Here is a 10,581-nt window from a genome sequence, read left to right on the forward strand (position 1 = left end):
CGACGACCATGGTCAACCAACTTCGCCCGGCCCTCGTCATGACGGCCCTGTTCACCCTGCTGCTGGGCCTGGCCTATCCGCTGGCCGTCACCGGCATCGCCCAGGTCGCCTTCCCGGACCAGGCCAACGGCAGCCTGGTGCGCGACGCCGGCGGGCGGGTCGTCGGCTCGTCCCTGATCGGCCAGCCCTTCGTCGGCGCCACCTATCTGCATCCGCGCCCGTCGGCGGCGGGCGACGGATATGACGCCGCCGCCTCGTCCGGCTCCAACATGGGGCCGCTGAACCCGGACCTGATCGCGCGCGTCGCCGAAAGCGCCCAGACGATCCGCGCAGAGGACGGCCCAGGCGTCATCCCCGCCGATGCGGTGACGACATCGGGTTCGGGCCTCGACCCGGACGTGTCCCCGGCCTACGCTCGGCTTCAGGTCGCGCGGATCGCCCGCGCCAGAGGCGTTCCCGTGCAACAGGTCCAGAGCATCATCGACGCGCACATCGAGGGGGCCTTCCTGGGCTTCATCGGCCAGCCGCACGTCAATGTCCTGCTGACCAATCGCGCGCTGGACGCCCGCTTCGGGGCGGAGGGCTGATTGCCCGAAACGGCGCCGGAAACGCCCGCGACTTCAGCCGTTCCGCGCCGCAAGCGCGGGCGGCTGAAGGTGTTTCTGGGCATGTCGCCCGGCGTGGGCAAGACCTATGAAATGCTGCGCGCCGCGCGCCGCAGAAAGGCCGAGGGGCTGGACGTCGTCGTCGGCGTGGTCGAGACCCACGGCCGTAAGGAGACGATGAGCCTGCTGCGCGGGCTGGACGTCATGCCGCGCGCGCCGATCGAACACCGCGACCGCGCCTTGATGGAGTTCGATCTGGACGGCGCCCTGGCGCGACGGCCCGAACTGCTGCTGGTCGACGAATACGCACATTCCAACGCGCCGGGCTCGCGCCATCCTAAACGCTGGCAGGATGTGGAGGAGCTGCGCGACGCCGGCATCGACGTCTGGACCACGCTGAACATCCAGCATCTGGAAAGCCTATCCGACGTAATCTTGCGCATCACGGGCGTACGCCAGCGCGAGGCGGTGCCGGACAGCGCCCTGACCGGCGCCGACGACATCGAGGTCATCGACATCACGCCCGAAGACCTGCGGGCGCGTCTGGCCGAGGGCAAGGTCTATGTGCCCGAAACGGCGCGGGTGGCGTCCGAGAACTTCTTCAAGATCGAGAATCTGACGGCGCTGCGCGAACTGGCCCTGCGACGGGCGGCCCAGACGGTGGACGACCAGCTTCTGACCCACCTGCGCGAACGGGGCGTGTCGGGGCCGTGGGCGGCGAACGAACGGATCCTCGTTCTGGTCGGCGGCGACGCCATGACCGCCTCCCTGGTGCGGACCGGTCGGCGGATGTCGGACATGATGATGGACGCCCCCTGGTCGGTGGCCCATGTCGAGCGGCCCAGCGGATCGCGCGTCGACGCCCGGTCGGCGGGACGGTTGTCAGGAGCCTTCAAGCTGGCAGAGCAGCTGGGCGGACGGCCCGTGACGATCAGCGGCGACGACGTGGTGCGCGCCGTTCTGGACCACGCCCACCGCAACAACGTCACCCAGATCGTCATCGGCAAAACGCGCGGCGGGCGGTTCACCGAATGGACCGGCCGGGCCTTGGCGACTGAACTGCTGCGCAAGGCGCAGGGCGTCGCCGTCCACGTCGTGACCGAGGGTGATCTGGCCGCGCCCGAACCGGTGGCCAAGTCCGGCGTCAGGGCGGCGCTGGACTGGCGCGGCTATCCGGCGGGGGCGGGGTTCGTCCTGGCGGCGACGGGGGCGGCCCTGTTGCTCGACACCCGGTTCGAGCGGGTCGATCTGGGCGTCATCTATCTGGCGGCGGTGGTGGCGGCAGGGGTGCTGAACGGCCTCAGACCCGCGCTGGCGGCGGCGACCCTGGCCTTTTTGACCTACAACTTCCTGTTCCTTCAGCCCCGCTACAGCTTCCTGATCGGTTCGCCGACCGATTTCCTGACCCTGCTGCTGTTCTGGGGCGTGGCCCTGGGCACCGGCGCCCTGGCGGGGCGAGTGCGCGAACAGGCCAGAGCCGCCCAGCGCCGCGCCGCCGCCGTCTCGGCCCTGCTGGCCGCCAGCCAGACCCTGTCGGCGGGCCAGGATCGTGCGACCACGGCCCGCAGCCTGGCCGAACAGGCCTCTGCCGCCGCCGGCGCGGGCGCCGTCGTCCTGCTGCCCGACGGCGAGGACATCGTTCTGACGGCGGCCAGTCCCGAGGGCGTGACCCTGGCCTCCGACGCCATGGCCGCCGCGCGATGGGCCTGGACGCACGGTGAGGTCACGGGCCACGGCACCGGCACCCTGCCGCAGACCCATTGGCGGTTTCAGCCCTTGCAGGGCGTGCGCGGCCGGGCCGGCGTGGCGGGCATCGACGCCTCGGCCGTGGCGGCGGGCTCGGACGAGGAACGTCTGGCCATGGCCCTGCTGGACCAGGGCGCCGTGGCGCTTGAGCGTGCCGACCTGGCCGGTCAGGCGCTGGAGACCGAAACCCTGCGTCGCGCCGACCGTTTCCGCGCGGCCTTGATGAACTCGGTCAGCCACGACCTGCGCACGCCCCTGTCCACCGTCCTGGGCTCGGCGACGACCTTGATCGACTATGGCGCGACCCTGAAGCCCGAGGTTCGCGACGACCTGCTGCTCAGCATCCGCGAAGAGGCCGAACGCCTGTCGCGCTATGTCGGCGACCTCTTGGACATGACCCGGCTGGAGGGCGGCGGCCTGAACGTGCGCACCGACTGGACCGATGTGCGCGACATCCTGAACGCCGCCGCCGACCGGGTGTCGCGCCGTTTGGGCCAGCGCAAGGTCACGCGCGACTTCCCGGCCCAGCTGAGCATGGTCGAGGCCGATCCGGGCCTGCTGGAACAGGCCGTGGTCAACATCCTGGAAAACGCCATCGCCTACAGTCCCGACGGCACGACCATCGAACTGGCCGCCTATGAGGATCGCGGCGCCGTCGTCATTTCCATCGAGGACGAGGGCCGCGGCATCCCGACCGCCGAGCTGGAGCGCGTGTTCGACAAGTTCCGCCGCATGGAGGAATCCACCGACCGCGCCAAAGGGGCAGGCCTGGGTCTCGCCATCGCCAAGGGTTTCGTCGAGGCGATGCGCGGCCGTATCGCCGCCGCCAGCCCGATCCAGGACGACGCCGACGGCAAGCGCGGCACCCGCATCCTGATCAGCCTGCCTAAGTCCATCGCCACCCACCCGGATCTGCTGTGATGTCCGCCGTTCGCCTTCAGGTTCTGGTCATCGACGACGAGCCGCAGATCCACCGCTTCCTGGCGCCCGCCCTGGACGCCGCCGGCTATGAACCCCGCCGCGCCGACAGCGGTCAGGAGGGCCTGCGCGCCATCGCCCTGTGGAGCCCCGACGCCGTGGTGCTGGACCTCGGCCTGCCCGACATGGACGGCAAGGACGTGCTGACGCGGGCGCGCGACTTCTATCAGGGGCCGATCATCGTCCTGTCCGCCCGCGACCGTGAGGCCGAGAAGATCACGGCCCTGGACCTGGGCGCCAACGACTATGTCGAAAAACCGTTCGGCGTCGGCGAACTGCTGGCGCGCATCCGCGCGGGTCTGCGTCAGGGCGCGCTGACGCCGGTCGCGGGCGGGGTGGTCACGGCCAGCGATGTCGTCATCGATCTGGACCGCCGCATCGTCACCCGCGCCGGCGAGCGGGTGAAGCTGCGCCCCAAGGAATACGATGTCCTGGCCTACCTCGCCCGCAACGCCGGCAAGGTGCTGGGCCACGCCGACCTGCTCAAGACCATCTGGGGCGCCGGCCACGCCGACGACGTCCAGTATCTGCGCGTCGTCGTCGGCCAGCTCCGGCACAAGCTCGAGGCCGATCCGGCTCAGCCCGTCCTGCTCGTGACCGAGCCGGGCGTAGGCTATCGGCTGGCGGACTGAGCCCTTCGGCGAGAGGGTTCGGCTGTCTTTTCAGATGCAGCCTCATAATGGCCGGCGCGTTGTCTGCGAAACCCATGTATAATCCAGGCCCCCTCCCCCCGATCGTCTATCACCCGGCCTACAGCGCCGAACTGCCATCGGGTCATCGCTTTCCGATGCAGAAGTATGCGCGCCTGGTCGAGGTGCTGAGAGAGGAAGGGCTGATCGGACCGGAGGGGCTGTGTGAGCCCGAACCTGCGGATTACTCGCTGCTCGCCGCCGTGCACGATCCCGACTATGTGCGCCAGGTGCTGGACGCCTGCGTTCCGCCGAAGGTCGAACGGGTCATCGGCCTGCCCATCACGCAGAGCGTCGTCGAACGCACGCAGGCCGCCGTCGGCGGTACGCTGACCGCAGCCCGTCTCGCCCTTCGCCATGGCCTCGCCTGCAATACAGCCGGAGGCAGCCATCACGCCGGCCCCACGGGCGGCGCAGGCTTCTGCGTCTTCAACGACATCGGCGTGGCCGCGCGAGCCCTGATCGACAGTGGCGAAGTCGGACAGGTCCTGGTGGTCGATCTGGACGTCCACCAGGGCGATGGAACCGCCTTCATCTTCGAGCACGAGCCCCGCGTCTTCACCTTTTCCATGCATGGCGAAAAGAACTTTCCGGTGCGGAGGGGGCCCAGCGATCTGGATATCGACCTGCCCGACGGAACGGGCGATGCAGCCTATATCGCCCGGCTCAAAGAGGTTCTGCCTGACCTGCTTCAACGCGTTGCGCCCAATCTCGTCTTCTATATCGCGGGCGTCGATCCGCATGAAAACGACCAGCTGGGGCGGCTGTCGCTGAGCGAAGAGGGATTGGCTGAACGCGACGCCTATGTGCTTGAAGCCTGTCTGGCGGTCGCGCCGCTCGTCGGCGTCATCGGCGGTGGATACGATCACGATGTCGATCGTCTCGCGCGCCGCCACGCGACACTGCATCGCGCGGCGGCCCACGCCTGGCGGCGCGGCTTGGCCCGGCGGGAGGCTTGATCGTGGCAGACCCGGCGCCGCTCATCATCACCGCAGCCCTGGACGACGGCGCCTTCGACTGGTTCGACGCCTTGCGCCAGGCGCACTTTCCCCGCCACCGCAACGTCGTCCCGGCCCATCTGACCCTGTTCCACGCCCTCCCTGGGGCGCAGGAAGGCTTCGTGTTGGAGACGCTGAAGTCGGTGTGCCGTCGCCAGGCGCCCATCCGTCTCGATGTATGCGGCCCGTGGTCTTTGGGGCGTGGCGTGGCCTACCGCCTGGCGTCCGCCGATCTGGACCGACTGCGTAGACAGCTCGCGGAGGCCTTTTCGCCCTGGCTAACCCGCCAGGACCAGTCCCCGTTCCGACCGCACATCACGATCCAGAACAAGGTCGAGCCCGCAGACGCCAAACAGCTGCTTGAGCAGCTTCAGCTGGAGTTCGAACCCTTCGACATTCACGCTGAAGGCCTGCTCGTCTGGCGCTACCTAGGCGGCCCGTGGGAGGCGATTGATCGGATTCTTTTCGAGGGCAATCTGACCCTCGACGATTAGAATGCACCCGACAGTGCGATGGCGACCCCGGCAGGACTCCAACCTGCGACCTCGGCTTTAGGAAAGCCTTGCTCTATGCAGCTGAGCTACGGGGCCACGCCCGACGCCGTAGCGGGTCGGGGCGGCGGGGGGAAGTCGTGGCGACGAAAAAGTGAGGCGGCGGGGCGGCAAGTGGCGGCTCGGGCGTTTGTGGTTAAGGGGTCTTAACCTACAAGATGTCGCGGTGAACAAAAGACGAAACGGGCGATGTCAGCGATTCGGTCCTGATTCGTTTCGCCCTTGTTCCGCCAGACCGGAACGGCCGTTAACCGACGGGCGGAACGTGGGCGGTCAGGGCGCGCAGGCCCTCCAGAAGGCGGTCGGAATCGGCGCTGGTCTGGCCCTGGGCGGCCAGGGTAAGGCGAAGCGCGCGGACGTGAACCTCGACCGACGGCCAGGACCAGCTGCCGGCGCTCTTCATCCGGTCGGCGATCTCGCACAGGCTGAAGGCGGCCTCAAAGAAGGTCGGGACATCCAGATAGCCGGCCATGTCGACCATGGCGGAGGCGAAGGCGTAGATTTGGGCCGGCGCGTCTTGCGGGCGGGTCGCGCATAGGGCCTCGATGGCGTCGACATTGGCCGTCAGCAGGGTGAAGACATGGTCGCGCTTTTCATCCAGCGCCTGGTTGGCGCGGGATTCGGCCTCGATGATCAGACGGCCGCCCGGCCGCGCCATCTGACGCTGGAGCGAAGTGTGGACGCGGCGGACGGTGGGGGGTTTGGGCGCGGCGACAGGTTCGGTCACAGGCTGACCTTCATCGGCTTCATCAGCATGTCGATCTCGTCCTGATCCATGTTTTCCTCGACCGCCTCGCCCAGATCACCGGTCAGGTCGCTTTCGCGACGACCATCGGTGCCGGGAGGCGGTCCGTAGTTGTGCACCCGGCGGTCGGGGCCGATGTAGTGTTCGGACTCGACGAAATCGCGGTCCTCCCCGCCCAACCAGATGATCCGTTTCAGCAGCAGAGACGGCGACAGGGGCTTGGCGACGATGAAGCTGGCCCCGCAATCGCGGCCCTGGTGAACCTTGGCCTGGGAGGCGTGACCCAGGATCATGATGACAGGCACATAGCGGGTCGGCGTGGGGGCGTCGCGCCGCAGCCAGCGCACGAAGTCATAGCCGTCCATGTCCGGCATGATGCAGTCGATCAGGATCAGATCGACCGAGCGGCGCGCCAGCAGTTCGACGGCCGCCTGGGCCGAGGCGCACTTGATCTGCTCCTTGCAGCCGAAGCCCTGGACGATGGAACCCAGCATATCCAGCGACGTGGGCTGGTCGTCGATCAGAAGGACCGTGGTGTGCGCCAGATTGACCCGATCGCTCTTGGCCATGGCGTCAGAACAGCATCAGGTCGCCGGCGTCGGCGGTTGATTGCGGGCGATGCTCGCCGGCGGCGGGACGAAGGCGGCCGGCCATGTCGGCCAGCGACAGGCGGCTGACGGCCTCGGACGGGCTGGCGCCGCCGCCCAGCATGCGCAGGACGCCGGACAGAGCCTCGAGACGCTGGGTCAGGGCGTCCAGGGCCTGGGCCTGGGTCAGGGCGTTGGGACGTTCCTCGGGCGGGGCGCGGCGGACCAGATCGCTGACCAGGGCCTCGATCCCGTCGATGCCTTCGCGCACCAGCATCAGCTCGTCGGCGACTGCGGCCAGCAGATCGGCGTGTTCGGGAGGGGCGCTCATGCTCAGAACAGTTCCAGGGCGCCGGTATCGACCGGGGCCATGACGGGCACGGGTTTGGGGGCGACGACGTCGGTGACCGCGCGCTGCAGGGCGCGGCCGGTGACGGGCCAGTAGTGCAGGCGCCGACCGCCGTCGCCGCGCAGGCTGCCGCCCACGACGGGAATGCCTTCGTCGCGCAGGAATTTCTCGGCGAAGTCGGCGTTGCTGCGCCCGACGTCGCGCAGGCTGTCGAACATGCGGCCGCCGCCGAACAGCTTGGCCTCCAGCCGATCGCGACGGGCGCCGGCCTTGAGCATATCGTTGATCAGAAGCTCCATCGCATAGGCGCCGTAGCGACGCCCCGCGTCGGTGCCCGCGCCCGAGCCTTCGGGCAGCAGGAAGTGATTCATGCCGCCGACGCCCGCCAACGGATCACGCACGCACATGGCGACGCAGGACCCCAGGATGGTGCTGAGCACGACATTGGGATCGGACGTGATGAAGTGCTCGCCCTGACCGACGTGAACGCGTTTTTCGACCGTGTCCTTCAGGGCGGCGAAACTCATGTCAGGGGACCGAAAACGGCTTCCAGCTTGCCCTTCAGCTGGGCGACGGTGAAAGGCTTGACCAGGTAGTTGTTGACGCCGAACTGCACCGCACGTTGGACCAGCTCGCGGTCGGCGCGGCCCGTCAGCATGATGAAGGCGGTCTTGGAGGTGGGGGGATGGGCGCGAACGGCGCGCAGCAGGCCCAGACCGTCCAGGTTCGGCATATTGTAGTCGGAGATGATCAGGTGCGCGGGCTTGGACACGATCTCGCGCAAGGCGATTTCGCCGTCGGCGGCCTCGCGGATCTCGCGCACGCCGAGTTGTTGCAGGCTGGTGCGGACCAGCGAACGCATCGTCATCTGATCATCGACGACCAGGCAGTGAAGTGAGGCGGCGGCGGGCATAGGTTACGCTCCCGATTAGGCGACTGACCGCGCAGCCGGATCGGCGCACAGTTCGAGAATGGCGGGGGACAGGCGGTGCAACGGCAACTGCCGCTCCACGGCGCCGATTTCATGGGCGGCCTTGGGCATGCCGTAGACGACGCAAGTCGCCTCGTCCTGGCCCAGCGTGCGGCCGCCGGCCTGGCGCATCGTCAGCAGGCCCTTGGCGCCGTCACGGCCCATGCCGGTCAGGATAACGCCGGTCATCGGACGCTTCAGCCGGGCGACGGAGTCGAACATCACATCGACCGACGGGCGGTGGCCGTTGACGGGATCACTGGCGATCAGGCGGCAACGGGGCGTCAGGCCGCCGGACACCTCAAGATGGGTTGCGCCGCCGGGGGCCAGATAGATGTGGCCCGGCTTCAGCGGGGCGCCGTCCACCGCCTCAGTCACGGTCGGGGCGCAGACACGGTCCAGGCGGGCGGCGAAGCTGGCGGTGAAGGTCGCCGGCATATGCTGGGTGATGACGGTCGCCGGGCAATCCAGCGGGAAGCCGCTGAGCACGGTCAGCAGAGCCTCGACCCCCCCAGTGGACGAACCGATGGCGAGAATCTGTTGGGGGTCGGCGTGATAGGCGCGCGGCGCCTCGGCGGCGGCGGGCGTGTCGCCGCGGGCGCGGACGCGCGACCGGGCGGCGGTCTTCACCTTGCCGATCAGGTCGAGGAAGGCATCGACGCTGGCGACCGCCGGCTTGGCCACCGCGTCCACGGCGCCGATTTCCAGCGCGGCCAGGGTCACGTCCGTGCCCGCCGCCGTCAGGGTCGAGACCATGACCACCGGCATGGGCCGCAGCCGCATGATCTTTTCCAAGAACTCCAGCCCGTTCATATTGGGCATCTCGACATCCAGGGTGAGAACGTCGGGGTTCAGGGCCTTGATCGCGGCGCGCGCCTCGATGGGATCGGCGGCGGTGCCGACGACCTCGATCTCAGGGTCCGACTTCAGGGCGGCCGAGATCAGCCCGCGCATGGTCAGGCTGTCGTCGACGACGAGGACGCGGACGCGGCTCATGCAGACCCCAAGCGATAGGTGGTCAGGCCGGCGGTCTGGAGCTGGCTGGTCGCTGGGCCGGAGACTCGTTCTGAGTGACCTATGTAGAGGGTCGCGCCGGGGTTCATCAGCGGGGTGAACCGCTTCCACACCCGCTCCTGGGTCGCGTCGTCGAAGTAGATGACGACGTTGCGGCAGAAGATGACGTCGAACTTGCCCTTCATCGGCCAGTCGCCGATCAGGTTCAGCTCCTTGAAGCTGACCAGACGCTTCAGCTGCTGGCCCGCAACCCACTGGCCGCGATCGGCGCGGTCGAAATATTTGCGCCACAGGGTGACGGGCGCGGGCTCCAGCGCCTCTTCGGAATAGACGCCGTCATGGCCCTGGACGACCATGTTGGGATCGATGTCGGTGGCCAGGATACGCACATCCAGCTCGGCCGCCTCGGGCAGAGCCTGGAGCACGGTCAGGGCCATCGAATAGGGCTCCTGCCCGTTCGAGCAGGCCGCCGACCACAGACGGACCCGGCCGCCGGCGCGGGCGCGCGCCGCCAGTTCGGGCATGACCCGGTCGCGCAGGTCGTCGAAATGGTGCGGCTCGCGATAGAAGCGGGTGACGTTGGTGGTCAGGGCCGCCGTCATCTTCTGACGCTCGTCCACGCCGTCCACGCCCTCGACCAGGGCGCAGTAGTCGCGGAAGCTGGTCAGACCCAGGGTGCGCAAACGCTTGGCCAGGCGCGAATACACCAGCGCGGCCTTGCCCTCGTTCAGGGCGATGCCCGCGTGGGCGTGCAGCATCTGGGCTATATGGCGGAAATCCTCGGCGGTGAAGACGAACTCGCCTTCGACGATCGATCCCCGGCCGGCGGCGGCGGTCATGCGGCTTCGGCCTCGACTTGCGGCAGGATGTAATCCAGTTCGATCAGGCTGATCATGCGGCCGTCGATCGAGAAGATGCCCTTGACGAAGGTCTTGACCTGATCGCTGGCGACGTCGGGCGTCGGCTGGACCGAGGCCTCGCTCATCTGCAGGATGTCGGACACGGCGTCGACCAGCAGGCCGACCATCCGGCCGCCGATATGGGCGACCATGATGACGTGGCGCGCCGTCGGTTCCGAGGTCGTCAGGCCGAAGCGCGCGCCCAGATCGATGATCGGCAGGACCGTGCCGCGCAGGTTGATGACGCCCTTCATGTATCCCGGCGAACGGGGCAGAGGCGTCGCCGGCGTCCAGCCGCGGATTTCGCGCACCGACATGATGTCGACGCAGAATTCCTGACTGCCGATGCGGAAGGCGATCAGTTCACGCTGGAGATCTTTGGCTTCGGTCATGGTTCAGCTCGCGAGCTTGAAGTCGGGACGGACGGATTTGCGGCGCATGTCGGTGACC

13 protein-coding genes and 1 tRNA gene are annotated in these 10,581 nt (G+C 68.3%); 5 read left to right on the forward strand and 9 right to left on the reverse strand.

Annotation, left to right across the window (positions count from 1 at the left end):
• The first annotated feature begins 8 nt into the window (after window positions 1-8).
• The 5 genes from kdpC to RT123_RS01065 all read left to right on the forward strand — a co-directional run bounded on the left by kdpC (window position 9) and on the right by RT123_RS01065 (window position 5,510).
• On the forward strand, window positions 9-587 hold the full coding sequence (gene kdpC / locus RT123_RS01045) for a K(+)-transporting ATPase subunit C (RefSeq protein ID WP_313007118.1): 579 nt from the start codon (window positions 9-11) through the stop codon (window positions 585-587).
• Window positions 588-3,272 (forward strand): sensor histidine kinase KdpD, encoded by a 2,685-nt coding sequence (locus tag RT123_RS01050; RefSeq protein WP_313007120.1) that lies wholly within the window; start codon window positions 588-590, stop codon window positions 3,270-3,272. It begins immediately after the preceding gene.
• Entirely contained in the window at window positions 3,272-3,961 is a 690-nt protein-coding gene (locus tag RT123_RS01055) for a response regulator (protein ID WP_313007122.1), read from the forward strand. The genes RT123_RS01050 and RT123_RS01055 overlap by 1 nt, the downstream gene beginning before the upstream one ends.
• A gap of 74 nt (window positions 3,962-4,035) precedes the next feature.
• Window positions 4,036-4,977 carry a histone deacetylase gene (locus RT123_RS01060; protein ID WP_313007124.1) on the forward strand — a complete coding sequence of 314 codons (942 nt, stop codon included), beginning with the start codon at window positions 4,036-4,038 and terminating at the stop codon, window positions 4,975-4,977.
• A gap of 2 nt (window positions 4,978-4,979) precedes the next feature.
• The gene (locus tag RT123_RS01065; protein WP_313007126.1) at window positions 4,980-5,510 is read left to right on the forward strand and encodes a 2'-5' RNA ligase family protein; all 531 of its coding nucleotides are present in this window, start codon (window positions 4,980-4,982) and stop codon (window positions 5,508-5,510) included.
• A 19-nt stretch (window positions 5,511-5,529) separates the two neighbouring features.
• On the opposite strand, the gene RT123_RS01070 is transcribed toward RT123_RS01065, so the two are convergent.
• The 9 genes from RT123_RS01070 to RT123_RS01110 all read right to left on the reverse strand — a co-directional run bounded on the left by RT123_RS01070 (window position 5,530) and on the right by RT123_RS01110 (window position 10,523).
• Window positions 5,530-5,606 (reverse strand) — tRNA-Arg (locus RT123_RS01070).
• A 208-nt stretch (window positions 5,607-5,814) separates the two neighbouring features.
• Complete coding sequence (locus RT123_RS01075; RefSeq protein ID WP_313007128.1) at window positions 5,815-6,294, reverse strand: hypothetical protein; 480 nt, start codon at window positions 6,292-6,294, stop codon at window positions 5,815-5,817.
• Window positions 6,291-6,881: a response regulator gene (locus tag RT123_RS01080; RefSeq protein WP_045811566.1), complete on the reverse strand. Its 591-nt coding sequence runs from the start codon at window positions 6,879-6,881 to the stop codon at window positions 6,291-6,293. Before RT123_RS01080 ends, RT123_RS01075 begins: the two co-directional genes overlap by 4 nt.
• Before the next feature lie 4 nt (window positions 6,882-6,885).
• Window positions 6,886-7,230 (reverse strand): hypothetical protein, encoded by a 345-nt coding sequence (locus RT123_RS01085; protein ID WP_039246206.1) that lies wholly within the window; start codon window positions 7,228-7,230, stop codon window positions 6,886-6,888.
• A 2-nt stretch (window positions 7,231-7,232) separates the two neighbouring features.
• On the reverse strand, window positions 7,233-7,775 hold the full coding sequence (locus RT123_RS01090) for a chemotaxis protein CheD (RefSeq protein WP_055753918.1): 543 nt from the start codon (window positions 7,773-7,775) through the stop codon (window positions 7,233-7,235).
• A complete protein-coding gene (locus tag RT123_RS01095; RefSeq protein ID WP_039246211.1) occupies window positions 7,772-8,161 on the reverse strand; it encodes a response regulator in 390 nt (129 codons plus the stop codon). The genes RT123_RS01090 and RT123_RS01095 overlap by 4 nt, the downstream gene beginning before the upstream one ends.
• Before the next feature lie 15 nt (window positions 8,162-8,176).
• A complete protein-coding gene (locus RT123_RS01100) occupies window positions 8,177-9,214 on the reverse strand; it encodes a chemotaxis response regulator protein-glutamate methylesterase (RefSeq protein ID WP_313007132.1) in 1,038 nt (345 codons plus the stop codon).
• Window positions 9,211-10,071, reverse strand: coding sequence for a protein-glutamate O-methyltransferase (locus RT123_RS01105; RefSeq protein ID WP_313007135.1), 861 nt, complete (start codon window positions 10,069-10,071; stop codon window positions 9,211-9,213). Before RT123_RS01105 ends, RT123_RS01100 begins: the two co-directional genes overlap by 4 nt.
• Entirely contained in the window at window positions 10,068-10,523 is a 456-nt protein-coding gene (locus RT123_RS01110; RefSeq protein ID WP_039246217.1) for a chemotaxis protein CheW, read from the reverse strand. The genes RT123_RS01105 and RT123_RS01110 overlap by 4 nt, the downstream gene beginning before the upstream one ends.
• Window positions 10,524-10,581: the final 58 nt, after the last annotated feature.

Origin of the sequence: Brevundimonas vesicularis (assembly GCF_032067225.1) — a bacterium.
GTDB lineage: Bacteria > Pseudomonadota > Alphaproteobacteria > Caulobacterales > Caulobacteraceae > Brevundimonas > Brevundimonas vesicularis_F.

What these genes read in the sequence shown, in the direction of transcription:
- RT123_RS01080 (WP_045811566.1), bottom strand. Translation starts at nt 6,881, where the DNA reads ATGGCCAAGAGCGATCGGGTCAATCTGGCGCACACCACGGTCCTTCTG.
- kdpC (WP_313007118.1), top strand. Translation starts at nt 9, where the DNA reads ATGGTCAACCAACTTCGCCCGGCCCTCGTCATGACGGCCCTGTTCACC.
- RT123_RS01085 (WP_039246206.1), bottom strand. Translation starts at nt 7,230, where the DNA reads ATGAGCGCCCCTCCCGAACACGCCGATCTGCTGGCCGCAGTCGCCGAC.
- RT123_RS01055 (WP_313007122.1), top strand. Translation starts at nt 3,272, where the DNA reads ATGTCCGCCGTTCGCCTTCAGGTTCTGGTCATCGACGACGAGCCGCAG.
- RT123_RS01095 (WP_039246211.1), bottom strand. Translation starts at nt 8,161, where the DNA reads ATGCCCGCCGCCGCCTCACTTCACTGCCTGGTCGTCGATGATCAGATG.
- RT123_RS01105 (WP_313007135.1), bottom strand. Translation starts at nt 10,071, where the DNA reads ATGACCGCCGCCGCCGGCCGGGGATCGATCGTCGAAGGCGAGTTCGTC.
- RT123_RS01090 (WP_055753918.1), bottom strand. Translation starts at nt 7,775, where the DNA reads ATGAGTTTCGCCGCCCTGAAGGACACGGTCGAAAAACGCGTTCACGTC.
- RT123_RS01060 (WP_313007124.1), top strand. Translation starts at nt 4,036, where the DNA reads ATGTATAATCCAGGCCCCCTCCCCCCGATCGTCTATCACCCGGCCTAC.
- RT123_RS01110 (WP_039246217.1), bottom strand. Translation starts at nt 10,523, where the DNA reads ATGACCGAAGCCAAAGATCTCCAGCGTGAACTGATCGCCTTCCGCATC.
- RT123_RS01100 (WP_313007132.1), bottom strand. Translation starts at nt 9,214, where the DNA reads ATGAGCCGCGTCCGCGTCCTCGTCGTCGACGACAGCCTGACCATGCGC.